The sequence below is a fragment of the Nocardioides sp. genome (assembly GCF_047607185.1).
GTDB lineage: Bacteria > Actinomycetota > Actinomycetes > Propionibacteriales > Nocardioidaceae > Nocardioides.
In genome coordinates this window covers 1-26,364 of sequence record NZ_JASGDQ010000043.1, presented here as the reverse complement: position 1 = coordinate 26,364, position 26,364 = coordinate 1, and the positions used below count along the sequence as shown (strand labels likewise).

Here is a 26,364-nt window from a genome sequence, read left to right as displayed (position 1 = left end):
GTGTCCCGGCACGAGGCTAGCCTCATCACCATGACCTTCTCGATCGTGGCTCGCTCGGCAGACGGCGAGTCGTGGGGCGTCGCGGTCGCCTCGAAGTTCCTGGCGGTCGGTGCGACGGTCCCGGCGGCGGTGGCAGGCGTCGGTGCGATCGCCACGCAGGCCGACGCCAATGTCGCCTACAAGGGCCTGGCGCTGTCCCATCTCGACGAGGGCGCCACCGCCGGGGTGGCGCTGCAGCGGCTGCTGGAGGAGGACGAGGGCCGTGACCACCGCCAGGTCGGCATCGTCGACATCGACGGCGGCGCCGCCTCCCACACCGGCCCGGCCTGCCTGCCCTGGGCCGGCTCGCTGACCGGCGAGGGCCATGCCATCCAGGGCAATGTGCTGGCCGGCGCCGAGGTCGTCGAGGCGATGGCGGCGGCCTGGCTGGCCACCGATCCGGACGAGCCGCTGGCGCGTCGGCTGCTGGCGGCGCTGGCGGCCGGGGACGAGGCCGGCGGCGACCGGCGGGGACGGCAGAGCGCCGCGCTGCTGGTGGTGCGCGAGGGGGCCGGATACGGCGGCGGTGACGACATCGCGGTGGACCTGCGGGTCGACGATCACGCCGATCCGCTCGCCGAGCTGGCCCGGCTGCTCGACCTCAACGACCTCTACCTCACCGCCTCGACCGAGGCCGAGAAGGTGCCGGTGACGCCGGAGCTGGCCGCGGAGCTGGAGGCGTTCGCGCAAGCACGAGGGGCGCGCGACTTCCGGGCCTGGGCCGGCACGGAGAACTACGAGATGCGGGTCGCGGAGGATCTTTCGTGGATCGACCAGAAGATCCTGGAGATCGTGAGATCATCGCCCGGATGATCGAATCGGCCACCGCCGGCCGGCGAGGGTTCTCGGCGCTTGCCACTGTCACGGCATTCATGTACGGCGTAGGGGGACTCGCCCTCCTGCTCAGTGTGCTGCTCCACCATGACGGGATGAACCCGCGCGGCATGCTGGTCGCGCTCGGGACGATCGCGGTCGTGCTCGGGGGCGTCGTCCTGCTGCGCGGCCCCCGCTTCGGCGTGGCCGAGGCCGAGGTGCTGCTGTGCGTGCACCTGGCCGTCATCGTGTTGCTGACCGCCGGCACCGAGGTCGACCTGATGGCGTTCAGCAATGGCACCCCGCTGCCGCTGCTGGGCGTCTACTGCGGCTGGTTCCTGAGCCGTCGCGGCCTGGCGGTCCTGGTCGCGGGCACGCTGGCGTGGGTGCTGGTCGTCGCCGCCCGGGGCGACGGCGTGCTCACCCTGGCCGCGATCGCGGTTGCTCTCCAGGCGCCCGCCGCGGCCGGCGCGGTGCTATTCCTGCAGCGCCGCCAGCAGCGGCTGCTGCAGACCGACCAGCTGACCGGCGTACTGAACCGGCACGGGCTGGTGGCCGACGCCGAGCGGCTGCTGCGCGCCGCGGACCGGCGAGGCCGTCCGCTGGCGCTGGCGATGATCGACCTCGACGACCTGCGGACGGTCAACAACAGCCAGGGGCACGCCGCCGGCGACGACCTGCTGCAGCGGGCCAGCCAGGAGTGGACCGAGCGACTCGACGGGGTCACCATCGGGCGGTTCGGCGGCGACGAGTTCCTGCTGCTCTTCCCGGGACGGGACGCGGCCGAGGCCACCGCGCTGCTCGCCGTGCTGGCCGACCAGAGCACCGTCCGGTGGACCGCCGGGGTGGCCGAGCACGTCGCCGGCGAGTCCTTCGGCGACCTGGTCGAGCGCGCCGACCGGACGATGTATGCGCGGAAGGCCGAGCTGCGCTCCGGCCGGCGCTGAGCACACCTTCAACTGGATCTCTGGCAGGCTCAGGGCCATGAGTGTGCTCGCCATCGACGCCGGGACGACCGGGGTGACCGCGCTGGTGGTCACCCCCGAGGGCCAGATCGCCGCCCGCGGCTATCAGGAGTTCCCCCAGCACTTCCCCCGGCCCGGCTGGGTCGAGCACTCCCCCGAGGAGATCTGGGCGGCGACCCTCGCCGCCACCAGCCAGGCCGTGACGGCGTACGACGCCTCCGGACAGGGGAGCCTCACCGCGCTGGGGATCACCAACCAGCGCGAGACCGTGCTGCTGTGGGACCGGGAGACGCTCGGCGCGCCCCGCCGGGCGATCGTGTGGCAGGACCGGCGCACCACCGAGATCTGCGAGACGCTGCGCGCGGCCGGCCACGAGCCGCGGATTAGCGAGCTGACCGGGCTGCGGCTCGACCCCTACTTCTCGGCCACCAAGCTCGCCTGGATCCGCGAGCACGAGCCGCACACCTGGGCCCTGGTCGAGTCCGGCCGCTACGCGATCGGCACCGTCGACTCCTATCTCATCGCCCGGATGACCCGGGGGCTGTGGCATGTCACCGACGTCTCCAACGCCTCGCGGACGCTGCTGTTCGACCTGACGCGGGGCGAGTGGTCGGAGGAGCTGTGCCGGCTCTTCGCGGTGCCGATGGACGCGCTGCCCGGCCTGGTGCCCAACTGGGGCGCCCCGATGGTCACCGACCCGCGCACCTTCCTCGGGCTGACGCTGCCCATCGCGGGACTGGCCGGCGACCAGCAGTCGGCGCTGTTCGGGCAGGCCTGCTTCGAGGTGGGCGACTCCAAGTGCACCTACGGGACCGGCTCGTTCATCCTGGCCAACACCGGCTCGACGATCGAGCGGTCCGACGCCGGGCTGCTCTCGACCGCCGCCTGGCGATCGCCGGAGGGCGAGCTGACCTACGCCCTGGAGGGCGCCATCTTCGTCACCGGGGCGGCCGTGCAGTGGCTGCGCGACGGGCTGCAGATCGTCGGCTCGGCCGCGGAGACCGCGGCCATCGCGGCGACGGTGCCCGACAGCGGCGACGTCTACTTCGTGCCGGCGCTGACCGGCCTCGGGGCGCCCTACTGGGACCCCACCGCCCGAGGCGTCATCGTCGGCATCACCCGCGGCACCACCCGGGCGCATCTAGTGCGGGCGACGCTGGAGGCGATCGCGTTCGAGGTCCGCGACGTGCTGACCACCATGCCGGCGGTCTCCTCGCTCCGGGTCGACGGCGGCGCGGCCGCCAACGACCTGCTCTGCCAGCTGCAGGCCGACCAGGCGGGGGTGCCGGTCTCGCGGCCGACCCAGATCGAGACCACCGGCATCGGGGCGGCGTTCCTGGCCGGGCTCGGCTCCGGGGTGTGGTCCTCGACCGACGAGCTGCGGGCGACCAGTGCGGTGGACCGGGTGTTCACGCCGTCGGCCTCCCGGGAGGCGGCCGACGCGTCGTACGGCCGCTGGCAGGAGGCGGTACGACGCTCGCTGGCCTGGGCCCTTCCCTGATCGCCGCACGGGCGTAGCGGCCGCGCCGGTGGAAGAGCGGCTCGTCGTCCTCACCGACGTGGATCTCCTCGACGACGGCGGTGACCAGCCTCGACCAGCCGACCTCGGTGGTCGATTCGACGGCCACGCCGGCCCAGGTGGCGGCGTCGGCCAGCCGCGGACCCCATGCGGTCTCCTCGAAGGAGCCGAGCCGGAACGGGCCGCCGGGTGCCGGCGCGGTGCCGGCGAACGCCTCGGCGAGATCACGGTGACGCCACGAGAGCAGCTGCACCACCGCCCGGCCGGTCTCCGTCAGGGCGTCGGCGAGGTCGCTGTCGGGGTCCACCAGGCCGAGCAGCCGAGCCGGCTCGCCGGCCGCGACCATCAGCGAGGAGACCGTCAGTCCAGCCGGGTCGTTGATCGGGCCAGCCGTCCACAGCGACACCGCCCCGCCGAGCCGGCCGCGCAGCCGTCGTACCGGATCTTCGGGCGTGGGGAACGGGTGGGTGGAGTGGATGGTCACGCGGCGGGCTGGTCGCCGGGGGCGGCCTGCTGCTTGGTGAGCTCCTTGGCCTTGGCGGCGTACATGTCGACGTACTCCTGACCGGACAGCCTCATGATCTCGTACATGATCTCGTCGGTGATCGACCGGAGGATGTAGCGGTCGTTCTCCATGCCCTCGTAGCGGGAGAAGTCCAGCGGCTTGCCGAAGCGGACGATCGGCTGGACGAGCCTGCCGAACTTCTTGCCCGGCGGCGCCACCTCGTCGGTCTTGATGACCGCGACCGGGACCACCGGTGCCCTCGTCACCAGCGCGAGCCGGGCGACGCCGGTCTTGCCGCGGTAGAGCCGGCCGTCGTGCGAGCGGGTGCCCTCGGGGTAGATGCCGAACAGCCCACCCTCGTCGAGCACCTTGCGGGCGGCGAGCAGGGCGCCCTCGGCGGCGTCGGCGCCGGAGCGGTCGATCGGGACGTTGCCGGTGCCGGAGAAGAACGTCCGCTGCAGCCAGCCCTTGACCCCGGTGCCGGTGAAGTACTCGGCCTTGGCGACGAACCGCACCATCCGGGGGACGTAGAGCGGCATGAACAGCCAGTCGGCATAGGAGAGGTGATTGCCGGCCAGGATGGCGGGGCCCTCCTCGGGGACGTTCTCCAGGCCCTCGACCTTCGGCCGGAAGAAGAGCTTCAGCCAGGGGCCGATGACGACCCATTTGAGAACTCCGTAGAACATCCGCACCAACACGGCCCCCATGCTTGCAGAATGAGCCCGTGACCACTAGCCCGACACCCGGCCCCGCCGTCCTTCCCACCGCTCACCCGCTGTCCGCGCCCGCCCGCCCCGAGCTCACCGGCGGCAAGCGCATCGGCGTACTGCTCTCCCACGGCTTCACCGGCTCGCCCGGCTCGATGCGGGCCTGGGGCGAGTTCCTGGCCGAGAGGGGGTACGCCGTGGAGGTGCCGCGGCTGCCCGGGCACGGCACCAGCTGGCGCGAGATGAACACCACCACCTGGGCCGACTGGTACGGCGAGATCGCCCGCGTCTACGCGGAGTTGGCGAGCCAGACCGACGTGGTGGTGGCCGGCGGGCTGTCGATGGGCGGCGCGCTGGTGCTCCGGCTGGCCGAGGACCACCCGGAGATCGCCGGGGTCGTCGTGGTCAACCCGGCGGTGGCGACCAAGCGGCTCGACACCAAGCTGCTGCCGGTCCTGAAGTACGTCGTCGCGGCACTGCCGGGCATCGGCAGCGACATCAAGAAGCCCGGCGTGGTCGAGGACGCCTACTCCCACACCCCGCTCAAGGCCGCCCACTCGATGATGCGGGCGTGGCCCGGCGTGGTCGCCGACCTGTCCCGGATCACCGCGCCGCTGCTCTACTTCCGCTCCGCCGTCGACCACGTCGTCGACGAGCTGTCCGAGCCGCTGATCCTCGAGGGCGTCAGTTCCACCGACGTCACGATGGTGCGGCTGCCGGAGAGCTACCACGTGGCGACGGTCGACAACGACGCGCCGACCATCTTCGAGCAGTCGGCCGAGTTCGTCGCCCGAGTGACGCGGTGACCAGGACGAGACGGCTAGGGTTTGGGTGTGTCCCAGACCGAGCCCGACGACGAGGACGCCGCCTGGCGTGAGATCGTCGAGAACTTCGGCGACCGGGCGGAGCTGCCCACCGACGAGGTCGCCGAGGACGTCGAGCCGGTGTTCGGCGACGACGTGGACGAGGACGTCTGGCAGGACGAGGAGGAGTCCGACGAGTTCGAGCCCGGCGGGTTCGTGCCGCCCGATCCCGAGCCGATCCGGCTGACGCCCGCCCGCACCCTCGCCTGGGGCGGCGTGCTGGGCGCGCCGGTGCTGGCGCTGCTGACCGTGGTGGTCTCGGAGTCCTCGGAGGTCACCGTCCCCGGCTGGTGGGGACTGCTGCTGATCCTCGGGTTCCTGGGCGGCTTCGGCTACCTGGTGGCGACGATGCCTAGGGAGCGCGACGACCCCTGGGACGACGGCGCTCGGTTGTAGCTGCCGGCCCCTCGGTCCAGTCCCGGAAGAGCCGGAGCCGCTCCCGCCGCCGGGCTCGTCGTACCCGCTCGCCGCGACGGCGGCGGAACAGCGGCAGGAAGGCCTCGGTACGGGCCAGGTCGGCGGCGCCGACGACCCCCGCCTCGGGACCGAACCGGGCGCGCAGCACCGGCGGCACGTCGCGGTAGGCGGCGCCGACCAGGGACTCGGTCAGCGCGGCGCGGGCGGGCCCCAGCAGCAGCTCGTCGGCCGCGGAGACGCCGCCGCCGACCACCACCACCTCCGGGTCGAAGGCGGCCACCAGGTTGGCCAGGCCGACCCCCAGCCAGCCGCCGACCGCCCCGAAGGCGGCCAGCGCGACCTGGTCGCCCTGCCGGGCCGCCTCGGTCACCATCGGGCCGGTGACCAGGTCGGGATCGCCGCCGCTGAGCTCGATGAGGAGCGCGGCCGAGTCGTAGTGGGCGCGGGCGAAGCGGACCAGGGCGTTGCCCGAGGAGTACTGCTCCCAGCAGCCGGTGCCGCCGCACTCGCAGGCCTGCCCGTTGGGGACGACCTGCATGTGGCCGAACTCCCCCGCCATGCCGTTGTTGCCGCGCACCAGCGTGCCGCCGAGGATGAGGCCACCGCCGATGCCGGTGCCGAGGGTGACCATGACGATGTCGCGGTAGCCGCGGGCCAGGCCGTAGGAGAACTCGGCGCGGGCGGCGCAGTTGGCGTCGTTGTCGAGCGCTACCGGGACTCCCCAGCGCGCCTCGAGCCGGGCCCGGGTGGGATCGTGGCGCCAAGGCAGGTGCGGGGCGAACATGACCCGGTCGCCGGTGGCGTCGACGAAGCCGGCGGCCGCCAGCCCGACGCCGTCGATGCGGCGACCGCGGGCCACCTCCATGACCGCCTCGGTGAGGGCGTCCTCGACCATCTCCACCGGCACCGACCGGCCGGGCGTCCAGCGCTGCGCGGTCCGGCCGATGCTGCCGTCGGCAAGCACCTCGGCGGCGAGCACCTTGGTGCCGCCGATGTCGACCCCGATGTAGAGGCTCATGCCGGCCGCCGGGCCCGGCGGCCGAGGTCGGCGGCCCCGATCAGGCCGGCCCGGTTGCCGAGCACCGCCTGGCGCACCTCCGCCACCGGCCGGTGGCCGCGGCCGGTCAGCTCGCCCTCGAAGGCCGCTCGGGTCGGCGCGATGATCAGGTCACCGGCCTCGGAGACGCCACCGCCGAGCACGATCACGGCTGGGTCGAGCACGGCGACCAGCGAGGCGATCCCCTCGCCCAGCCAGCGGCCGAGCTCGGCGAACAGGCCGATCGCCACCTCGTCGCCGTCGCGGGCGGCCGCCGAGACCAGCTGGCCGTTGATCGCGGCGACCTCGCCGACGGCTCGGTCGAGCAGCGCGGGAGCGCTCCCGGCGGCCGCCGCCTCGCGGGCGAACCGCACCAGCGCGTTGCCACTGGCGTACTGCTCCCAGCAGCCGTGGTTGCCGCAGCCACACAGCCGGCCGCCGGGCACCACCCGCAGGTGGCCGATCTCGGCGCCGACGCCGAAGGCGCCGCGGTAGAGCTCGCCGTCGAGCACGAGGCCGCCACCGACGCCGGTGCCGACGGTGACCAGCAGCAGGTCGTCGACGTCCTTGCCGGCGCCATAGGCGAACTCGCCCCAGGCGGCCGCGTTGGCGTCGTTCTCGACGACGGTCGGCAGCCCACTGGCCGCCTCGACGTACCCCTTGAGGTCGACGTCGCGCCAGGCGATATTGGGCGCGAAGAGCACCGTGCCCGACTTGTCGATGTAGCCGGCGGCGCCGACGCCGACCGTCTCGATCGGGTGCCGTGCGGCGAGGTCCTTGACCAGGCCGCCGATGGTGGCGGCGATCGCGTCGGGGTCGGCGGCCGGCGAGGTGACCCGGAGCTCCTCCAGCACCACGCCCTCGTCGTCGACGACGCCGGCGAGGATCTTGGTCCCGCCGACGTCGACGCCAGCGCTCAGCGTCACGACTCTCCCTCCGGCCAGTCGGCGTCCAGATCGATCCTCTCGACCGTCGCGGCGCGGCGACCACGCGTGCCGCTCGCCGGCGTGGCGGCGGCCGCCAGCACCGTCGCGGCGGCCTGCAGCAGCGAGGCCGCGGCCGAGGTGACCTGGGCGCGTACCTCCGGGCTCGCCTCGCGGATCACGTGCACGGTGCGGCAGACCGGGCAGTAGGCGCACTCGGGGGCCCCGGTGGCGAGGTGCTCGTCGAGGTTGTGGCCGAGATCGCGGGCGGCGGTGGCCGCCTGGCCGGCGAACCCGGCCAGGGTGGCACCGAGCCCGGCAGCCACATCGGTGCCGTGCTCACGCGCCCACTCCGAGAGCGCGCCAAGCAGCCTGGCCGCCTCCTCGGCGGCGGACCCGACGCTCTCCGGCTCGCCCGGCTCGCTCACTGGTCCACCCCTCACTCGCCGGTCTCGCCGGTGGGAGCCGGCGCCTCGACGAACCTGACCTGCAGCTCGCCCTCCTCCACCCGGGCGCCGGCGACTCGCAGCCGCGCCAGCCCCTGGGGCAGGGTGAGGAGACGACGATAAGACCCGACCGTGACGACGAGCTCATCGCCGTTGCGGGCCAGCGCGACCTGCTCGCGGGTGGCGCCGGGCAGAGCGAGGTGGGCGACGGCTCCGGTGCCTGTGCGGGTAACCCGGAAGGGGCCGTCACCGGTCGGCACGGCGAGCGGGTCGGAGCCCGCGTACACCTCCTCGGCGAGCCTCGTCAGGGCGGGTACGCCGACAGGCTCGCGGGGCCGGTAGACCGACCGCCACACCGGCAGCCCGGCGAAGCTGGCCTCGACGTCGGCGAGCACGCCGTCCTGGGCGAGCACCCAGCCGGCCCGCCAGTCGTCGGCGCCGTCGGCCGGGAAGACCCGGTTGGCGACCACGCCGTCGACGCGGTAGCCGTAGAGCGAGAGCGTGGTGTAGGAGCGGCGGGCCTCGGCGACCACGACCGTCTCCGGGGTCAGCACCAGCCGGACGCTGGCCTCCGGGCCGGTGAGCAGGTCGCGGACCTCGAGCAGCTCGTCGTGGAGCCGCTGCAGCGCGTCGAAGACGGTGTCGCCGGGCATCGGCACCCCGGCGGTGCGGGTGAGGATCGGCTTGAGCGCCTTGACGATGCGTCGCTGCATCGGGAAGACCCGGGTCATGTACCAGCCCAGCGCCTCGGGCAGGGACAGCAGCCGCAGCGTCTCGGCGGTCGGCGCGCAGTCGACCACGATCACGTCCCACTCCCCCGAGCGGGCGCGCAGCCGCAGCTCCAGCAGCGCGAGCACCTCCTCGGCGCCGGGGATGACCGTCATCTCCTCGGCGGCCACCGGGTCCATGCCGGCGATGTCGAGGACGGAGAGCAGGTAGCGCTGCACGTCGGCCCAGGACTGCTCGAAGCGGAGCTGGGCGTCGACCTGCTCGACGTAGAGGTTGGGCGCGACCAGGGTCGGCTCGGCACCCACCTCGGCACCGAAGGCATCGGCGAGCGAGTGCGCCGCGTCGGTCGAGAGCACCAGCGTGCGCAGCCCGGAGGCCGCCGCGAGGGAGGCGGTCGAGGCCGCCACGGTCGACTTCCCGACACCGCCCTTGCCGGTGAAGAGCAGGATCCGCATCGCCGGCCTAGAGCGACTCGACGCGGGTCTTGAGGCCACGCAGCGCGGTGTCGATGAGGACCCGCTCGCCCTTGCGCTTGAGCATGCCGATCAACGGGATCTGCAGGTCGAGGGTGAGCCGGTAGGTGACCTCGGTCCGGCCGCCCAGACCCCCGCCCCCGAGATCCCGAAGAGAGTAGGCGCCGTCCATCGAGCGCAGCAGGGTCGCCTCGACCAGGGTCCAGGAGACCTGGCGGTCGCCGTCCCAGACGTAGTCGAGGGTGTAGGTGTCACGGATCGGCGGCACGTCGAGGTTGAAGCGCACCCGCTTGGCGCGGGCTCCCTCGGTGGCGTCGACGGTGGCGAGCACCTCGGCCACCTTCACGCCCTTCGCCCATAGCGGGTACGACGAGAAGTCGGCGATCACCGACATGACGGTCGCGGGCGGCGCCTCGACGACGATCGAGGAGGCGGTCTGTTCGGTCATGAGTCTGGGATTCCCGCGGGTCGGTGCTGAGGGCACTGGGCAGTCAGTCTGGGCAGTCGGAGTGCGTCTGGGAGCGTACCCGATGTCGGTCCGGCCGCTGGCGGCGGTAATCTCCGGGTTGGGTTACCGAGAGGTAACGCCACGCCGAATCTCTCCAAGGGGCACCTGTGCGCGAGTTCTCCACGCCGCTGACCATCGACCTCCCCGCCACCGGGAGCCTCACCGATGACGTCGTCGTCAACGCGCGCGAGGCCGCCGACGCCGTCCTCTTCAGCCGGCGCGGGCCGAGCGGGGACTGGGAGGACGTCACCGCCGCGGCGTTCCTGGCCGAGGTGACAGCGGTCGCCAAGGGCCTGGTCGCGGCGGGCATCGAGCCCGAGGACCGGGTCGGACTGTTCTCCAAGACCCGCTACGAGTGGACGCTGCTCGACTACGCCATCTGGTTCGCCGGCGCGATCACGGTGCCGATCTACGAGACCTCCTCGGCCGAGCAGGTGCGCTGGATCCTCGACGACTCCGGCGCCAAGGCGGTGGTGGCCGAGGGACCCGAGCACGTCACCCGGATCGCGGAGACCCGCGGCGTGCTCACCGACCTCAACCACGTCTGGTCCTTCGAGGACAACGGCGTGGACGTGCTGCGTCGGCTCGGGGACGACGTACCCGAGGAGGAGATCGAGCGGCGCCGCGCCGCGCTCACGCCCGACAGCACCGCGACCCTCATCTACACCTCCGGGACCACCGGTCGCCCCAAGGGCTGCGTGCTGACGCACGGCAACTTCATGTTCGAGCTCGGCGTCGCCGTCCACGAGCTCGATCGGCTCTTCGACGAGGAGGGGCGCAGCACCCTGCTGTTCCTGCCGCTGGCGCACGTCTTCGCCCGGATCATCCAGATCGGCTGCGTGAAGTCGCGCACCCGGATGGGCCACTCCCCCGACATCAACAACCTGCTCGAGGACCTCGGCGAGTTCCGGCCGACCTTCATCCTGGCCGTGCCGCGCGTCTTCGAGAAGGTCTTCAACACCGCCTCCCAGCGGGCCGCCGCCGACGGCCGCGGCGCGATCTTCGACAAGGCGACAGGTGTCGCCATCGCCTACTCGCGGGCACTGGAGAAGGGCCGGGTGCCGCTCCGCCTCAAGGCGATGCACGCCGTCTTCGCCCGGCTCGTCTACGGCAAGCTGCTGGCGGCGCTCGGCGGCAGCTGTCGCTACGCCGTCTCCGGCGGCGCGCCGCTGGGCGAGCGGCTCGGCCACTTCTACCGGGGCATCGGCCTGACCGTCCTGGAGGGCTACGGCCTCACCGAGACCACCGCCGCGCTGACGGTCAACCTGCCCGACGCGATCAAGGTCGGCACCGTCGGCCGGCCGATCGAGGGCACCACGGTGCGCGTCGCCGACGACGGCGAACTGCTGTTCAAGGGTGGTCAGGTCTTCGACTCCTACTGGAACAATCCCGAGGCCACCGCCGAGGCCAAGACCGAGGACGGCTGGTTCCACACCGGCGACGTCGGCGAGGTCGACGACGAGGGCTTCGTACGGATCACCGGCCGCAAGAAGGAGATCCTGGTGACCGCCGGCGGCAAGAACGTCGCCCCCGCCGTGCTCGAGGACCGGCTCCGCGCCCACGCGCTGGTCGACCAGTGCATCGTCGTCGGCGACGGCCAGCCGTTCATCGCCGCGCTGGTCACGCTCGACACCGAGTCGCTGCCCACCTGGGCGCAGGCGCACGGCAAGACCCTCGACCTGGCCACCCTCGTCGACGACCCGGACCTGATCGCCGAGGTCCAGTCGGCCGTCGACGACGCCAACAAGGCGGTCTCGAAGGCGGAGTCGATCCGGAAGTTCGTGATCCTGCCGGACGCCTGGACCGAGGAGGGCGGCCAGCTCACCCCGTCACTGAAGCTGAAGCGCAATGTGGTCATGAAGGAGCTCCGCGACCAGGTCGACGCGCTCTACAGCTGACATCTGTCTCACATCCTGGACATTAGTTGAACGGCGAACGGACGAACTCCACCGCCCGAACTGACTAGTCCGATCCTCCGAACGGAGGATGCCGTCCTGGGACCGTCACGGTTCGCGAGCCGTCAGACCCGTCGTGGCGCGCCGAAATGCGGCGCGACCAGCGCTTTCGCGACGATCACGAGCAGGAAAAATCCTTGTCATTTCCACCACGAAGTCGAATCGCCTTCCCTACAGTTCTCGCCGAGAACGGATGGTGTCCGGCCGGGCACTGCGCCAGGGACGCACTCACTCCTGGTCTGCCTTGACTTTGAAAGGTCGTCGATGGAGCGACGCAGGATTCTCGTGGTGGCGGCGGCCCTGGTGGCCGCGCTCGGCGCCGTGCTGGTCTTCCTCTACGTGCGCGGGGCCGACAACCGCGCCGAGGAGGAGTACGACACCACCCAGGTGCTGGTGGTCGCGACCGGTGCCGCCCCGATCCAGCCAGGGGAGACCTTCGAGGCCGCCCAGCAGGCCGGCAAGATCGTCGCCGCGGCGGTGACCAACAACTCGCTGGTCCCCGGCTTCCTCACCGACGGCTCGGCGCTGTCCGGCCAGGTGGCGCTGCAGGCGATCTATCCCGGCGAGCAGATCATCGCGAGCAAGTTCGGCACCAGCGTGGTGCCGCAGTCGTCGCTGCAGATCCCCGAGGGGCAGATGGCGATCTCGGTGAACCTGAGCGACCCGGCCCGGGTCGCCGGCTTCGTGGTGCCGGGCTCGAACGTCGCGATCTACGCCAGCGGCACCGACAAGGCCACCAACGACCCGCTGACCGCCCTGCTGTTGCCCCAGGTCCAGGTCATCGGCGTCGGCTCCACCACCCCGATCCCGACCACGACCACCGACTCCAGCGGCACCCAGACGGTCGAACAGCTGCCCAGCACGCTGCTGACAGTGGCCGTGGACCAGGACCAGGCCCAGAAGATCATCTATGCCGCCGGCAACGGCGAGCTCGCCTTCGCCCTCCTCCCTGCCGACGGGTCGACCGAGGTCAAGTCGATCCCGCCGACGACACCCGACAACTTCCTGAGCAAGTGAGCCGCCATGCCCGTCATCGTCGATCCTGACTCCGACACCGTCGCCACCCTGCTGCGCTCGGTCCCGGCCGGGTCCCAGGGCGTCGCGACCATGGACCGGGCCCGCGCCTGGCTGGCCCAGCACCAGGACGAGTACGTCGCCGTGCTGGGACCAAGCGTCAACCTCACCGAGGCGCTGCTGCTGTGCGAGAGCCTGCGCAGCTACCAGCCGACCGTCAGCGTGGTGCTGATCCGCGAAGAGCTCACCACCGACGTCCTCACCGCGGCGATGCAGGCCGGCGCCCGCGACGTCATCCCCAGCGGCTCGGCCGAGGCGGTCGCCGCGGCGGTGGCGCGCGCTTACCAGCTCTACATCGCGCTGAAGGGCACCGGCGCCTCGGCGCACGAGGGCAAGATCGTCACCATCTGGTCGCCCAAGGGCGGCGTCGGCAAGACCACGATGACCGTCAACCTCGGCCTGGCGCTGACCGAGGGCGGCGCCAGCCGGGTCTGCCTGGTCGACCTCGACCTGGCCTTCGGCGACGTGGCCATCACCATGCAGCTGTTCCCGACGCACTCCATCGAGCACGCCATCGGCTCGGAGGGCGCCATCGACGCGGAGATGGTGAGCGGGCTGCTCACCCGCCACCAGGACTCCCTGATGATCCTGGCGGCGCCGTCCCATCCCGACGTGCGCGACCGGGTCTCTCCCGCACTCGTCTCGCAGATCCTGCGCACGTTGAAGTCGACCTTCGACTACGTCATCGTCGACACCGCGCCGGCGTTCGACGAGCAGACCCTGACCGCGCTCGACGAGACCGACGAGATCGTCATCGTGGCCACCCTCGACGTACCGGCCCTGAAGAACGTCAAGGTCGCCCTGGAGACGCTCGACATGCTCAACATCGCCCGGGACCGGCGTCATCTGCTGCTCAACCGCGCCGACGACGAGGTCGGCATCAGCCCGGACCGGGTCGAGGGCATCCTCGGCATGAAGCCCGCCGCCCAGGTCGGGACGTCGCTGGAGGTCGCCGCCTCCACCAACGCCGGCAACCCGATCGTGGCCAGGAACCCCTACCACCCGTCCAGCACCGCCATCATCGCGATGGCCTCGACCCTGGCCGGCAGAGACCTGGCCACCCCGACCGGCGGCGGCGTGCCCTCCTCGGCAGAGGGCAAGGAGTCCAAGCGACGACTCAGGAAGCGCAGGTGAGTCCCGGCCATGTCACTCGCTGACCGCATCGCCGCCGCGCGCACCGGCGGCCCCGTGCCCGGCGTCGCGCCGACCGGCACCCCCGTCGTCGACACCCCAGGCCACGAGGTGGCGGGCCGGCGGCGCGCCGAGGTGAGCGCCACCCCTGCTGCCGAGATCGCGCCGGTCACCACCGTCACTGCGCAGCACGCCCCGCCCCCGCCGCCCGCCCCGGAGTTCCGGCGAACCCTGGGCAACCAGCAGGGCGACCGGCTCGAGGCGATCAAGGCCAGCGTGCACACCGAGCTCCTCAAGCAGCTCGGCCCACAGCTCTACGAGTCCGACATGGATGCCAACGAGCTCGACCAGCGGGTCCGGGCGGTGCTCCAAGACGTGCTCGCCGCGCAGGAGCGGCCACTGAGCAGCACCGACCGGCAGCGAGTCACCCAGGAGATCAGCGACGACATCCTGGGCTACGGCCCGATCGAGCCCTACCTGCGCGACGTGGACGTCTCCGAGGTGATGGTCAACGGCCACCACAACATCTGGCTGGAGAAGAAGGGCCGGCTGGTCAAGGCCGACGGCCACTTCAACGACGAGGCCCATCTGCGCCGTACCATCGACAAGATCGTCTCTCGCATCGGCCGCCGGGTCGACGAGTCCTCGCCGATGGTGGACGCGCGACTCCCCGACGGCTCCCGTGTCAACGCCATCGTGCCGCCGCTGGCCATCGACGGCTCCGCGCTCACCATCCGCAAGTTCTCCAAGGATCCGCTGACCGCGACCGACCTGGTCAGGTTCGGCTCGCTGACGCCCGGCTCGCGGCAGTTCCTCGAGGCCTGTGTGCGAGGCCGGCTCAACGTCATCGTCTCGGGCGGCACCGGCGCCGGCAAGACCACGACGCTCAACGTGCTGTCCTCCTTCATCCCCCCAGACGAGCGGATCGTCACCATCGAGGACGCCGCCGAGCTGCAGCTCAAGCAGGAGCACGTGGTCAGGCTGGAGTCGCGGCCGTCCAATATCGAGGGCAAGGGCCAGGTCACCATCCGCGACCTGGTCAAGAACGCGCTGCGGATGCGCCCCGACCGCATCATCGTCGGCGAGGTCCGTGACGCCTCCGCACTCGACATGCTGCAGGCGATGAACACCGGTCACGACGGCTCCATCTGCACGCTGCACTCCAACGGCCCCCGCGACACCCTGGCGCGAATGGAGACGATGGTGCTGATGGCGGGCATGGACCTGCCGGTGCGGGCCATCCGGGAGCAGGTCGCCTCGGCGGTCGACCTGATCGTCCACCAGGCCCGCCTCAAGGACGGCTCCCGCCGGATCACCCACGTGACCGAGGTGGAGCGGATGGAGGGCGACGTGATCACACTGCAGGACATCTTCGTCTACGACAACAGCGCCGGCTTCGATGCCGACGGCAAGTCGCTGGGCCGGCTGCGGCCGACCGGGCTGCGGCCGAAGTTCCTCGACAAGATGGCCGACGAGAACGTCACCGTGGACCCGATGATCTTCGCGACGGACCGGGTCTGATGGACGGCCTCGCGCTCCCCTCGTGGGGCCTGTACGCCGGGGTGGTGGCGCTGGGCGTCGGCCTGGCCGTCTTCTTGGTGCTGCTGGTGCCGCGTCGCGAGAAGGGGCCGCTGGCGGCCGAGGACCGGGTGACCGTCTACACCCAGACCGTGGCCAAACATGCCGAGCTGACCCACGAACGGCATCACCCCGAGACCAGCGAGGTGGTCGCCTCGGCCAAGACCGCCGCCGCTCAGCTGCTTCGACGCAATGCCGGGCTCGAGGCGAGGATCGCCGCCCGGCTGGACCAGGCCGGCAGCGACCTGAAGCCTGCGGAGTGGCTGCTGCTCCAGGCCGCGATTGCCGTCGTCGCGGCGCTGCTCGGCCTGCTGCTCGGGCGTGGCAACCCCGTCCTCGGGTTCGTGTTCCTGGTCGCGGGCATCCTGGTCCCCTGGCTCTACCTCGGCGTCAAGCGAACTCGGCGGCGCAAGGCCTTCGACCGCGGCCTGCCGGACACGCTGCAGTTGATCTCGGGCTCGCTCGCGGCCGGACTGTCGCTGCCGCAGGCGGTCGACACCGTGGTGCGAGACGGCGTCGAGCCGATCTCGTCGGAGTTTCGCCGGGTGCTGATCGAGACCCGGCTCGGTGTTCAACTGGAGGACGCCTTCGACGGCCTCGCCGAGCGGTTCGAGAGCAAGGACTTCGCCTGGATCGTGATGGCGATCAGGATCCAGCGTCAGGTCGGCGGCAACCTCGCGGAGCTGCTCGACACCGTCGCGGCGACGATGAGGGAGCGGGAGTACATGCGGCGTCAGGTGGCGACTCTCTCGGCGGAGGGCCGGCTCTCCGCCTGGATCCTCGGTCTGCTCCCGCCCGGCTTCGTGGGCTATCTCTTCCTCGCCAACCGCACCTACGTCATGCCTCTGGTCACCGACGTCCGCGGCATCGCCATGCTCGTCGGTGCCGCGGTCTGGCTCTCGATCGGCGTCTTCTGGATGAGCCGCATGGTCAAGGTGGAGGTCTGAGATGACCGTCGTCTTCGTGCTGGGTGTGCTGCTGGTCTTCGTGGCGATCGCCTTGCTCGCGATGGCGCTGCGGCCCGCCGAGGAGGCGGAGGGCCTCAATCGCTCCCTGGCGGTCATCGAGGCGATCGCCGACGCTCCGAAGGAGCTGCGCAAGGACCTCGAGAAGCCGTTCGGCGAGCGGGTGCTCGAGCCGCTGCAGCAGCGTGCCCTCGCCGTCGGTCGGCGGATCAGCGGGGCCGACGCCGAGGAGCGGATCCGCAGGAGCCTCGACCTCGCCGGGAATCCGGCCGGCTGGACCGTCGACCGGGTCACCGCCAGCAAGGTGATCGGGGCGGGGATCGGGTTCTCCTTCGGGCTCCTCGCCGGCATGGTGCTCACGGACGCGCTGACGCTCCGCCTCGTCATCGCCGCGGTCGGGGTCGTCCTCGGCTTCTTCGCGCCCAATATGTACCTCTACCAGCTCGCCTACGACCGCACCAACAAGCTCCAGCAGGAGCTCCCCGACGCCATCGACCTGATGACCATCAGCGTGGAGTCGGGCCTCGGCTTCGACGCGGCGGTCCAGCAGGTGGCGCACAACACTCAGGGGCCGCTGGCCGACGAGTTCTCCCGGATGCTCCGTGAGATGCAGCTCGGGATGGGCCGGGCCGAGGCGCTGCGCTCGCTGAACGAGCGGGTCAACCTCGACGACCTCAAGGCCTTCGTCTCGGCGATGGTGCAGGCCGACTCCTTCGGCATCCCGATCGCGCAGGTGCTGCGGGTGCAGTCCAGCGAGATGCGGGTCAAACGGCGCCAGCGGGCCGAGGAGAAGGCGCAGCAGGTGCCGGTGAAGATCACCGTGCCGCTGATCTTCTTCATCCTGCCGACGCTCTTCATCGCGGTGCTGGGTCCGGCCGCGATCACGATCATGGACAACTTCTGATCATGGTCCGCCTCGATCGGCTGCCCTGGCGGATAGCGACGGTGTCGCGGGGTTTCGTCCTGATCGCCGTCGGCGGCCCGATCCTGTGGACCAGGGACACCGCGGCCCTCTTCGCGCTGGTGCTGATCGGCGCCATCTGGACGACCACGACGATCCTCGACCTGCGACAGCGGCTCCCCCTCCAGATCCTGACGACCAGCGAGGCGCTGCTGGTCGGGACGGTCTGCGGCATCGCCGCCAACTCCTCGCTCGCCGTCCTCGGCACCCTGGGCGTCGCCCCGTTCTGGGCGTCGCTCTTCCGGGGGCTCTGGGGCATGACGGTGGCCCTCGCGGCGGAGCTGGCCGCACTGGTGGCCTTCGCCCTGCTGACGATCGGCCAGCTCACCGCCGAGCTGGGCTACGCCACGTTCACCTGGTCGGTGACCGCACTGGGGCTGGGCCTCATCGGCTCCTTCCTGCACAGCGCACTGGCGGAGCGACACGACCCGCTCGAGTCCTATCACTACGCCCGCGGGCTGTTGCGGCAGCTCATCGACATCTCCGACGGCCTGGACAGCGGCCTGGACCCGGTCGCGCTGGGCGGCTCGATCCTCTCCGCGGTCCGGGACGAGGTGCCGACCACCGCGGTAGCCGTGTACGTGCCGCGCGGCGACGCGCTGACCCCGCTGGTCACCAGGTCGCTGGGCTCCCCGGACGACCTCGGCAGCTGCGACACCCTCGCGGCACAGGTCTGGGCGACCGGCGAGCCGGAACTCCACGGCCGCGTCTTCGCCCTCCCGCTCGCGGCCGACACCGGCACCGTCGGGGTGGTCACCGGCACGCTGCCCGAGGGAACCCGCCGGCTGGGGGTCGAGGAGCAGGTCTATCGGCTCACCGACGAGCTGCGGCCGAGCGCGGTGCACCTCGACACCGCGCTGCTGTTCGCGGCGTTCCGCGACGCCGCCAGTGCCGAGGAGCGACGCCGGCTGGCCCGCGAGATGCACGACGGGGTGGCCCAGGACATCGCCTCGCTCGGCTATCTGGCCGACGCCCTGGCAGCCGTCGCCACCACCGAGAGCCAACGAGAGCGGATCGGGCAGCTGCGCGAGCGGGTGACCGCGATCGTCGCCGAGATCCGGCGGTCGCTGGTGAACCTGCGCACCAATATCGGCGAGAGCGAGAGCCTGGGCGCAGCCATCGCGGCCGTCGCTCGCAACCTGTCCGAGGTCTCCGGCGTCGCCATCCACGTCACCGCCGACGAGCAGACCGAGCGGCTGCGGCCCGAGGTCGAGGCGGAGCTGTTCCGGATCGCCCAGGAGGCGATGAACAACGCCGTCAAGCACGCCCGGGCGACGACGATCGACGTCCATTGCCAGGTCCGCGCGCCGGCTGCCCGCATCACCGTCACCGACGACGGCCGTGGCCTGCAGCCGGGCCGGAGCGACTCGCACGGCCTGGAGATCATGCGCGAGCGCGCGCTGCTGATCAACGCTGCGTTGAGTCTGTCCGATGCCCCTGGCGGCGGGCTGCGGGTATCGGTCACCATTCCGGGAGCCGGGGTCGTCCCCGCGGAGGTCACCATCGGGTCCTCCCAGCTCGGCGACGGTCGTAGCAACGAAAGCAAGGTGGGAGTATGAGCGCGAGCTTGCGAGCGAGCCACAGCGAGATCAGGGTGCTGCTGGTCGACGACCACGAGCTCATCCGGGAGGGGCTCGCCGGCGTCGTCGACCTCGAGGAGGGCATGACCGTGGTCGGCCAGGCTGCCACCGTCGCCGATGCCCTCGGCCAGTTCGCCGCACTCTCCCCCGACGTCGTCATCGCCGACCTGCAGCTGCAGGACGGCACCGGGCTCGACATCGTGCGCAGCATCCGCAAGGAGAGCGACGACGTCGGCCTGGTGGTGCTGACGATGCACTCCGGGGACGACCAGATCTTCGCCGCGATGGAGGCGGGCGCGTCGGGCTTCGTGGGCAAGGACGCGCCCTCGGGCGAGGTGGTGCGCGCGGCCCGTCATGCCGCCGTCTCGCCGCGCTCGTTCGTCTGCGCCGGCCTGGCCCAGGCGATGATGCGGCGGGCCACGAGTGAGTCGACCAGGCTCTCGGAGCGCGAGCACGAGGTGCTGCTGCTGCTGGCCGAGGGCCTCGGCGCCGCCCAGATCGGCGAGAGCCTCTACCTCTCGGAGTCGACCGCCAAGTCGCACATCGCCAAGATCTACCAGAAGCTCGGCGCCGCCAACCGGGCCCAGGCGCTGGTCACCGCGATGCGGATCGGGCTGCTCTCCAGCGTCCAGCCGGGCGCTCGTTGACGGCGTTCGGGTGGTCCGGTCGGCGATCGGGAGACCCGCTCGATGCGGGGACCATCCGAGTGGGGAGTGCGCGGAATAGTCCGAACTGACTATCCGACTCGACACGCTCTCCTGATTCGCGACAGGCGCGCAGCCGGAAGGATTGCTGTCGTGGGGCAAGGGGCTCCATAGACCATCCAGCAACCGGAGCCCAGCTCACGGCCAGCCCAAAACTTTCCAAGGGGAGAAAAACTCATGGTTGACTACCTGCGCATCATGATCCAGGCCCGCCTCGCCAAGATCGAGGAGCGCGGCGCCTCCGCGATCGAGTACGGCCTGCTCGTGGCCGGCATCGCCGCTCTGATCGTCGTCGTCGTGTTCCTGTTCGGCGGCTACATCAAGGACATCTTCACCGACACGTGCCAGTCGATCACCGACCAGTCCACCGCCAACGGCGGCTCCATCTCCGGCACCTGCGCGGACTGATCTCTACGAACAGGTCGACGGACGGCCTCGGGTTGGCGACGTGCCGAACCCGGGGCCGTCCGCCATTCAAGGACAGGAGCAGAGCGTGGACGACGAACGTGGGGCCTCGGCGATCGAGTACGGCCTGTTGATCAGTGCCATCGCCACCGTCATTCTGGTCAGCAGCTTCTTCCTCTACGACTACATCTCCGACATCTTCAGCGGCACCTGCACCTCGATCACCACGCACTCGGCCGCGGCCGGCGGATCGACTCACGGGCAGTGCGAAGGCTGATCCGAGGCTCCACAGCGCGGCACCAGGCCGAGGCGCCGCAGCACCGTCGGGTGTGAGCCGAACCAGAACTGCGACCAGGACGCCGGCGCGGGATCTGACAGAGAGCTGATCGCCAGCTCCCGCTGCAGGGTCTCGAACGCGCCGGCGTCCTGCGTCGTGTTGAGTGCGGTGACATCGGCCCTGGTCTCGATCTGCCGGCTGATGGTGTTCTGGATCGGCAGGGCCAGGACCGAGCCCACCGCCACCAGGGCGAGCAGCAGCGGCACCACCGACGCCTCGCCCAGGTCGCGGCGCCTGAGGACCAGGCCGAGCAGCCCGACGGCGACCAGTGCGCCGGCGGCGCCCAGCAGCGACCCGGTGAGCACGTCGTCGTACTTCGCGTGGCCGAGCTCGTGCGCGACGACGGAGAGGACGGCGTCCTCGGGCTCGTTGTCGACGAGATTGTCGTAGAGCACGACTCGCCGGGTGCTCCCGAAGCCGGAGACGTAGGCGTTGAGGGTCGTCGTACGGCGGCTGGCGTCGGCCACCAGGACGTCGTCCACCGCCACGCCCTCGGCATCCGCCAGGGCGAGCACGCGGCTGCGGAGGTCGCCGTCCGGGAGCGGTGTGAAGGAGTTGAAGAGCGGCTCCACGAGCACCGGGTAGACGAACGAGCCGAGCAGCACCAGCACGCCGAGGCCGGCTCCCGCGACGGCGGGCCAGGCTCGCCGCCAGCGCCGCACGCAGGCCATCAGCGCGAGGACGCCGAGCGAGGTGGTCACCACGGTGACGCCCAGGCTGGTCAGTCGATCGACGGCGAAGCCGCTCCAGGCCTGCCGGGAGAGACCGGCGTCGAGCTGTCGGTCTCGCAGCAGCACCGAGAACGGCAGCGTGGCGAGCGAGCCGACCAGCTCGAGGACCACCACGCCGAGGATCGCTCGCAGCCACCAGGGCCCGCGCAGCCGGCTCACCAGCCACCGGCCGGCCGGTGTGAGGCCGAGCAGGCACGCCACCAGCAGGGAGACCGCCAGCCCCAGCCGGGACCACCGCCGCGCGTCGGCGGAGTAGTCGAGCATGGCGGCCAGCTGGTCCGGGGCGAAGACCTCGGACTCGCCGGGGGCGTGCCCGCCGCCTCCCATCACGGAGTACCACGGCACCCGGGCCAGTGCGATCGCCGCGAAGGCCAGCACTCCCAGGATCAGGACGACCAGCGAGACGCGGCGGCTGGTGGGAGTGGCGCTCACTCGGCCCAGTCTGACAAATGCTGCCGCCACAGCCTCGTCAGGGAAGCGGTGTCGAGTCCGAACAGGTCTCCGAGGGCCGCATCGAGGCCCTCCCCCGCACCGACCCGGTCGTAGAGCGCGACCAGGGCGGGCTCACCGCCCTGCTCCGCGAGGACCACGCAGACCAGCCAGGCCGCCTCGTAGACCGCGCCGAAGGTGTCCGAGGCGGGGTCGAAGTCGGCCTGGTCCGGGAGCGCGTCGGGCGGACCGTCACGCCTCACCTCGGCGAGGATCTGGCCGGCCGTCCTGGTCAGCGGCAGCCCGACGTCGCGGAGCGCGACATAGTCGGCGAACCCCTCGGTGAGCCAGAGCGGCCGGCTGGCGTTGGTGGGCGCATTGGTGGCCGCATGGGTGGCCTCGTGGCTCATCACGATCTGGGCTGCTTGCCGATCCAGGCCGTCCATGACGTCGGGGTTGACGAAGACGTGGATGGGAGCCTCGGGCGAGGAGGAGCCGTCCACCGTCGCGGTCACCGCCGCCACACCGGTGTTGTCGCCGGGCTCGGCGGCGACCGCCTCGTCGAGCGCCGACTCGCTCGCCGGCACCTCCACGACCAGCGGTCCGGCCCAACCGGTGACGACCTTGGACACCACGCCGACCGCGCGTGTCGCCAGTCGTTCGTAGCGGTCGGCCGCGGTCTGCGTCGAGGCGAGCACGAGGACGCCCGGGGCGCTGCGGACCTGGAGCGGGCCGGTCAGCCATAGCGGGGTACGACGACCACCACCGCCGAGCGAGGCGACCGAGACGGCGTCGTCGAGGAGCCGGAATCCGACCGTGATCTCCTCGTGCACCGTGGAGGCGTCGTACGCACCGAATCGCCAGCCGGCCTCGACCACCGCCTGCCAATTGCCGTCGCCGTCGACCGGCGTGGCCTCGTCGACGTAGCGCAGCGAGAAGTCGGTGACGTCGAGCGCGGCCGCGTTGGTGGCAGCGGCACCGAGGAGCGAGGAGGCCGCATCGGTGCCGAGACCGGAGGCCGCGGCGGCATCGCCTGCCGTGATGGCCTGTTGCAGGCGAAGCAGCGTGGCGGCGGCGAGGTCGGGACGCGCTCGTGTCGACTGGGGCGCCAGCGGCGCGGCGACGTAGGCGTCGGGCCGCAGCGCCAGCCATGCCGTGGTCGCGAGCGCGACGACAGCCGCGCCGGCGACGATCCAGCGCAGCGGGTGGCGGTCAGCCGGGGCGGACGGCACCTACGTAGGGCATCGAGTGGAGCGAGGTGACCTGGACGCTGCTGCCGGGATGCGGCGCGTGCACGATCAGGCCGTTGCCGATGTAGATGCCGACATGGCTGATCGGGCTGTAGTAGAAGACCAGATCGCCCGGTTGCAGATCGCTCTCGGCGATGTGGGGACCCGAGCCGTACTGCGCGCTCGAGGAGTGCGGCAGCGACACGCCGGCGGCTCCCCAGGCGCGCATGGTGAGGCCCGAGCAGTCGTAGGCGTTGGGGCCGGCAGCGCCCCACACGTAGGGGTCGCCGCGCTGGGCCATGGCGAAGGCGACGGCGACGGCGGCCCGACCCGAGGCAGGCACGTCGACGGGCAGCCGGTAGTCGCCGCGCGAGAGCAGCTGCTCCCGCTCCTCGGCCTTCAGCTTGGCCAGCAGCTGCTGCGCCTCGGCGAGCTTGGCGTCGATGGTCTTCTTGTCCTCGGCGAGTTGCTCCTCGGTCTCGGCGATCGCCTCGGTGCGCTGCTGCGTCGCCGACTTGCGGAGCGCCAAGGCGTCCGCCTGCGTGGTGTAGTCGTCGTAGAGGCCGGCCTGGATGCTGTCGAAGGCCGACATGGTGCTCAACTGGGCGAGGAAGGCCTGCGGGTCGTCGGAGACCACGACCTGCCCGACGGCCGAGAGGCTGGAGCCCTCGAGCTGCTGCAGCATGGTGTCGCGCAGCTGCTCGCGGACCGCCGTCAGCGACTGGTCCTGGCGGGTCTCGTCGGCTTGGAGGCCGGTGAGCTCGCGCTTGAGCGAGGCGAGCCTGATCCGGGCGTTGTTGTAGTGCTCGGTGACCTGCTCGGCCTCGTGGTAGAGCTTGTCGACCTGGGCCTGCACGTCCTTGACGTCGGGCTCCGCCGAGGCGGTGGTCATGAGGCCCAGCATGCCGGCGAGGACGAGACTCGCCGCGAGGGCGCTCTTCGGTCCGATCCGCACGAGCAAGGACCCTAACGGGCCTTCGCCGGTGAGGCCAATCGGCCGACGTGGCACGGTCGACGAACGCCTCTCACATGTGTCACATCAGTCACTCCAGTCACGCGGACTCGGTGTCACGGCCGGGCTGTGGCGTCACCATCCGCAGCGGTGGCACGAGGCCGATCTCGGCGAGGACGCCCAGCGCCTGCCGCTCGTCGTCCTCGATCGCGAGCTCGGGCGGCGGGCCCAGCAGCACGGTGACCACGCAGTCGTGGCAGGCCAGGCCACGCACGAGGCAGGAGTCGCAGTCGATTCGTGTCGTCATGGCGATGACGGTGCCAGCGACCACCGACAGTTCCGTTCGCCGTCGTCGACCGCCGGCGTGTCGCAGCGCGCCGGCCCGAGACTGTCGGAGGTCGGTCCTAGCGTCGGATGACATGAGCAGCGCCCTCGCCTCGCCGACCTCTCGCTGGGAGTCCCAACGCAGCTTCGACGAGCTCGGCAGACCACTGCGCGAGGTCACCTTCTGCGTGGTCGACCTGGAGACCACCGGCGGATCGGCGCAGGGCGGTTCCATGATCACCGAGATCGGTGCCGTCAAGGTGCGCGGCGGCGAGGTGCTCGGCGAGTTCCAGACCCTGGTCAACCCTCACACCGAGATCCCGGCCTTCATCGCGGTCCTCACCGGCATCAGCAACGGCATGGTCAGCGACGCCCCGCCGATCGAGTCCGCGCTGCCCGCATTCCTGGAGTTCGCACAGGGTTGCGTGCTGGTCGCCCACAACGCCCCCTTCGACGTGGGCTTCCTGAAGTTCTTCGCGGCCCGGCAGGGCCGGCCGTGGCCGGCCTTCGAGGTGGTCGACACCGCGAAGCTGGCGCGCCGGGTGGTCACCCGTGACGAGGCCCCCAACTGCAAGCTGTCCTCGCTGGCGCGGGTCTTCCACGCCGGCACGACCCCCAACCACCGCGCGCTGGCCGACGCCCGCGCCACGGTCGACGTCCTCCACGGCATGATCGAGCGGCTCGGCGGCCTGGGCGTCCACACCCTGGAGGAGCTGCGCACCTTCTCGGCCAAGGTGAGCACAGCACAGCGGCGCAAGCGTCACCTCGCGGAGGGACTCCCCCATGCCCCTGGCGTCTACCTCTTCGAGGACGACAGCGACCGGGTGCTCTATGTCGGCACCTCGCGCGATCTGCGCACCCGGGTCCGCACCTACTTCACCGCCTCCGAGACGCGCACCAGGATGGGCGAGATGGTCGGGCTCGCCACTCGGGTCACCGGGATCGAGTGCACGACCGCCCTGGAGGCACGGGTCCGTGAGCTGCGTCTGATCGCTCACCACAAGCCGCGCTACAACCGGCGCTCGCGCTTCCCGGAGAAGGTCCATTTCATCAAGCTGACGCGCGAGCCCTGGCCCCGGCTGTCGTTGGTCCGCAAGGTGACCGCCGACGATGCCGACTACCTCGGCCCGTTCGGATCGAGGAAGGCGGCCGAGAAGGCGCTGCAAGCGCTCCACGACGCCTTCCCCGTTCGACAGTGCTCCGACCGACTCGGCCGCGTCTCGGGGCGCGTCCCCTGCGTGCTCGCCGAGATGGGGCGGTGCCTGTCACCGTGCGACGGCAGCGCCGACCAGACGACGTACGCGGCCGTGGTCCGGCAGCTCCGCGAGACGCTGCTGCGCCGGCCCGACCGCGTCGTCGCCGCCGTCGAGGAGCGGATGACCACGCTGGCCGACGCCGAGCGCTTCGAGGAGGCGGGCGTCCACCGAGACCGGCTGGCCGCCTTCCTCCGCGCCGCCGCGCGGACCCAGCGGGTGACCGCGCTGACGCGGTGCGAGGAGGTGATCGCGGCGCGCCGGGAGGACGACGGCCGGTGGGCGGTCCACGTCGTGCGGCGCGGCCGGCTCGCCGCAGCGGGCGTCATTCCGCCGGGCGCCGACGCCCGTGAGTTCGTGGCGGGCCTGCGCGCCAGCGCGGAGACCGTCGCGCCCGGCCCTGGCCCGGTGCCCGCCGCGTCGGCGGAGGAGACCGAGGTCATCCTGCGATGGCTGGAGTCGCCGGGAGTGCGACTGGTCGAGATCAGCGGGGAGTGGACCTGCCCGGTCGGCGGCGCGGCACGCCACCTCGCGATCCACGACGCCGTGGACGAGTCGCGCAGGTCGTTGGTCCCCTTCGACGACCGGCGCGATCTCGCCCCGGTCCACCGACCGGTCCGATGACGAGTCGGCGCCGAGAACAACAGCGGCGCCAGCGCCTGGACTCCTGACACCGCCGTCCGGGCTTAGAGATTCCGCAGGTAGGGGCTGTCGAGTGAGGCGTCGTTCCAGGGCGTGGCTGAGTGCCGCCGACGAGGGAGCCGTGGCGGAGCCACGGCGACTGAGGAGAAGGTGCTCAGGCACGTGCTGGGG

At 71.5% G+C, this 26,364-nt stretch carries 27 protein-coding genes; 16 read left to right on the top strand and 11 right to left on the bottom strand.

All coding sequences use genetic code 11. The features are described from left to right. The first annotated feature begins 30 nt into the window (after positions 1 to 30). From QM595_RS04260 to QM595_RS04250, 3 genes are read left to right on the top strand one after another with little or no spacing between them, the layout of a single operon-like run. Positions 31 to 852 carry a DUF1028 domain-containing protein gene (locus tag QM595_RS04260; protein ID WP_415170285.1) on the top strand — a complete coding sequence of 274 codons (822 nt, stop codon included), beginning with the start codon at positions 31 to 33 and terminating at the stop codon, positions 850 to 852. After that, positions 849 to 1,799: a GGDEF domain-containing protein gene (locus QM595_RS04255; RefSeq protein ID WP_415170284.1), complete on the top strand. Its 951-nt coding sequence runs from the start codon at positions 849 to 851 to the stop codon at positions 1,797 to 1,799. Before QM595_RS04260 ends, QM595_RS04255 begins: the two co-directional genes overlap by 4 nt. Positions 1,800 to 1,836: 37 nt before the next feature. Continuing rightward, entirely contained in the window at positions 1,837 to 3,318 is a 1,482-nt protein-coding gene (locus QM595_RS04250; protein ID WP_415170283.1) for an FGGY family carbohydrate kinase, read from the top strand. Here the strand turns inward: QM595_RS04250 and QM595_RS04245 are convergent. Both QM595_RS04245 and QM595_RS04240 read right to left on the bottom strand, forming a co-directional pair. Then, positions 3,227 to 3,820: a flavin reductase family protein gene (locus QM595_RS04245; protein WP_415170282.1), complete on the bottom strand. Its 594-nt coding sequence runs from the start codon at positions 3,818 to 3,820 to the stop codon at positions 3,227 to 3,229. The genes QM595_RS04250 and QM595_RS04245 overlap by 92 nt on opposite strands. Further along, complete coding sequence (locus tag QM595_RS04240; RefSeq protein ID WP_415170281.1) at positions 3,817 to 4,548, bottom strand: lysophospholipid acyltransferase family protein; 732 nt, start codon at positions 4,546 to 4,548, stop codon at positions 3,817 to 3,819. Before QM595_RS04240 ends, QM595_RS04245 begins: the two co-directional genes overlap by 4 nt. Positions 4,549 to 4,565: 17 nt before the next feature. On the opposite strand from QM595_RS04240, the gene QM595_RS04235 reads away from it, so the two are divergent. Further along, a complete protein-coding gene (locus QM595_RS04235; protein WP_415170280.1) occupies positions 4,566 to 5,354 on the top strand; it encodes an alpha/beta hydrolase in 789 nt (262 codons plus the stop codon). Between the two features lie 27 nt (positions 5,355 to 5,381). Further along, entirely contained in the window at positions 5,382 to 5,807 is a 426-nt protein-coding gene (locus QM595_RS04230) for a hypothetical protein (RefSeq protein WP_415170279.1), read from the top strand. Here QM595_RS04230 and QM595_RS04225 read toward each other — a convergent pair. Genes QM595_RS04225 through QM595_RS04205 form a run of 5 tightly spaced genes read right to left on the bottom strand, consistent with a single transcriptional unit; the run spans position 5,764 to position 9,883 of the window. Further along, complete coding sequence (locus QM595_RS04225; RefSeq protein WP_415170278.1) at positions 5,764 to 6,846, bottom strand: ROK family protein; 1,083 nt, start codon at positions 6,844 to 6,846, stop codon at positions 5,764 to 5,766. The genes QM595_RS04230 and QM595_RS04225 overlap by 44 nt on opposite strands. Then, positions 6,843 to 7,790 (bottom strand): ROK family glucokinase, encoded by a 948-nt coding sequence (locus QM595_RS04220; protein WP_415170277.1) that lies wholly within the window; start codon positions 7,788 to 7,790, stop codon positions 6,843 to 6,845. The genes QM595_RS04225 and QM595_RS04220 overlap by 4 nt, the downstream gene beginning before the upstream one ends. Then, positions 7,787 to 8,215 carry a hypothetical protein gene (locus QM595_RS04215; RefSeq protein WP_415170276.1) on the bottom strand — a complete coding sequence of 143 codons (429 nt, stop codon included), beginning with the start codon at positions 8,213 to 8,215 and terminating at the stop codon, positions 7,787 to 7,789. Before QM595_RS04215 ends, QM595_RS04220 begins: the two co-directional genes overlap by 4 nt. An 11-nt stretch (positions 8,216 to 8,226) precedes the next feature. After that, positions 8,227 to 9,417, bottom strand: a complete 1,191-nt coding sequence (locus QM595_RS04210) for an ArsA family ATPase (RefSeq protein WP_415170275.1) — start codon at positions 9,415 to 9,417, stop codon at positions 8,227 to 8,229. 7 nt (positions 9,418 to 9,424) lie between these two features. Beyond that, positions 9,425 to 9,883: an SRPBCC family protein gene (locus QM595_RS04205; RefSeq protein ID WP_415170274.1), complete on the bottom strand. Its 459-nt coding sequence runs from the start codon at positions 9,881 to 9,883 to the stop codon at positions 9,425 to 9,427. Positions 9,884 to 10,050: 167 nt separating this feature from the next. On the opposite strand from QM595_RS04205, the gene QM595_RS04200 reads away from it, so the two are divergent. The 10 genes from QM595_RS04200 to QM595_RS04155 all read left to right on the top strand — a co-directional run bounded on the left by QM595_RS04200 (position 10,051) and on the right by QM595_RS04155 (position 20,573). After that, positions 10,051 to 11,841 (top strand): AMP-dependent synthetase/ligase, encoded by a 1,791-nt coding sequence (locus QM595_RS04200; RefSeq protein ID WP_415170273.1) that lies wholly within the window; start codon positions 10,051 to 10,053, stop codon positions 11,839 to 11,841. A gap of 321 nt (positions 11,842 to 12,162) precedes the next feature. Continuing rightward, complete coding sequence (gene cpaB, locus QM595_RS04195; RefSeq protein ID WP_415170272.1) at positions 12,163 to 12,915, top strand: Flp pilus assembly protein CpaB; 753 nt, start codon at positions 12,163 to 12,165, stop codon at positions 12,913 to 12,915. A gap of 6 nt (positions 12,916 to 12,921) precedes the next feature. After that, positions 12,922 to 14,106 carry an AAA family ATPase gene (locus QM595_RS04190; RefSeq protein ID WP_415170271.1) on the top strand — a complete coding sequence of 395 codons (1,185 nt, stop codon included), beginning with the start codon at positions 12,922 to 12,924 and terminating at the stop codon, positions 14,104 to 14,106. Positions 14,107 to 14,115: 9 nt separating this feature from the next. Continuing rightward, positions 14,116 to 15,624 carry a CpaF family protein gene (locus QM595_RS04185; RefSeq protein ID WP_415170270.1) on the top strand — a complete coding sequence of 503 codons (1,509 nt, stop codon included), beginning with the start codon at positions 14,116 to 14,118 and terminating at the stop codon, positions 15,622 to 15,624. Beyond that, positions 15,624 to 16,628 carry a type II secretion system F family protein gene (locus QM595_RS04180; RefSeq protein ID WP_415170269.1) on the top strand — a complete coding sequence of 335 codons (1,005 nt, stop codon included), beginning with the start codon at positions 15,624 to 15,626 and terminating at the stop codon, positions 16,626 to 16,628. Before QM595_RS04185 ends, QM595_RS04180 begins: the two co-directional genes overlap by 1 nt. Before the next feature lies 1 nt (position 16,629). Then, positions 16,630 to 17,550: a type II secretion system F family protein gene (locus QM595_RS04175; RefSeq protein WP_415170268.1), complete on the top strand. Its 921-nt coding sequence runs from the start codon at positions 16,630 to 16,632 to the stop codon at positions 17,548 to 17,550. A gap of 2 nt (positions 17,551 to 17,552) precedes the next feature. After that, positions 17,553 to 19,166 (top strand): sensor histidine kinase, encoded by a 1,614-nt coding sequence (locus tag QM595_RS04170; protein ID WP_415170267.1) that lies wholly within the window; start codon positions 17,553 to 17,555, stop codon positions 19,164 to 19,166. Further along, a complete protein-coding gene (locus QM595_RS04165; RefSeq protein ID WP_415170266.1) occupies positions 19,163 to 19,834 on the top strand; it encodes a response regulator in 672 nt (223 codons plus the stop codon). Before QM595_RS04170 ends, QM595_RS04165 begins: the two co-directional genes overlap by 4 nt. Before the next feature lie 234 nt (positions 19,835 to 20,068). After that, complete coding sequence (locus QM595_RS04160) at positions 20,069 to 20,299, top strand: Flp family type IVb pilin (protein WP_415170265.1); 231 nt, start codon at positions 20,069 to 20,071, stop codon at positions 20,297 to 20,299. An 85-nt stretch (positions 20,300 to 20,384) separates the two neighbouring features. Then, entirely contained in the window at positions 20,385 to 20,573 is a 189-nt protein-coding gene (locus tag QM595_RS04155; protein WP_415170264.1) for a Flp family type IVb pilin, read from the top strand. Here QM595_RS04155 and QM595_RS04150 read toward each other — a convergent pair. The 4 genes from QM595_RS04150 to QM595_RS04135 form a co-directional block, all read right to left on the bottom strand. Further along, positions 20,552 to 21,796, bottom strand: coding sequence for a M48 family metallopeptidase (locus QM595_RS04150; RefSeq protein WP_415170263.1), 1,245 nt, complete (start codon positions 21,794 to 21,796; stop codon positions 20,552 to 20,554). The two genes, QM595_RS04155 and QM595_RS04150, sit on opposite strands and share 22 nt — an antisense overlap. Beyond that, positions 21,793 to 23,025 (bottom strand): hypothetical protein, encoded by a 1,233-nt coding sequence (locus tag QM595_RS04145; protein ID WP_415170262.1) that lies wholly within the window; start codon positions 23,023 to 23,025, stop codon positions 21,793 to 21,795. Before QM595_RS04145 ends, QM595_RS04150 begins: the two co-directional genes overlap by 4 nt. Next, positions 23,006 to 23,977, bottom strand: coding sequence for an NlpC/P60 family protein (locus tag QM595_RS04140; protein ID WP_415170261.1), 972 nt, complete (start codon positions 23,975 to 23,977; stop codon positions 23,006 to 23,008). Before QM595_RS04140 ends, QM595_RS04145 begins: the two co-directional genes overlap by 20 nt. A gap of 97 nt (positions 23,978 to 24,074) precedes the next feature. Further along, positions 24,075 to 24,281: a hypothetical protein gene (locus QM595_RS04135; protein WP_415170260.1), complete on the bottom strand. Its 207-nt coding sequence runs from the start codon at positions 24,279 to 24,281 to the stop codon at positions 24,075 to 24,077. 112 nt (positions 24,282 to 24,393) lie between these two features. On the opposite strand from QM595_RS04135, the gene QM595_RS04130 reads away from it, so the two are divergent. Next, the gene (locus QM595_RS04130) at positions 24,394 to 26,175 is read left to right on the top strand and encodes a DEDD exonuclease domain-containing protein (protein ID WP_415170259.1); all 1,782 of its coding nucleotides are present in this window, start codon (positions 24,394 to 24,396) and stop codon (positions 26,173 to 26,175) included. Positions 26,176 to 26,364 lie beyond the last annotated feature (189 nt).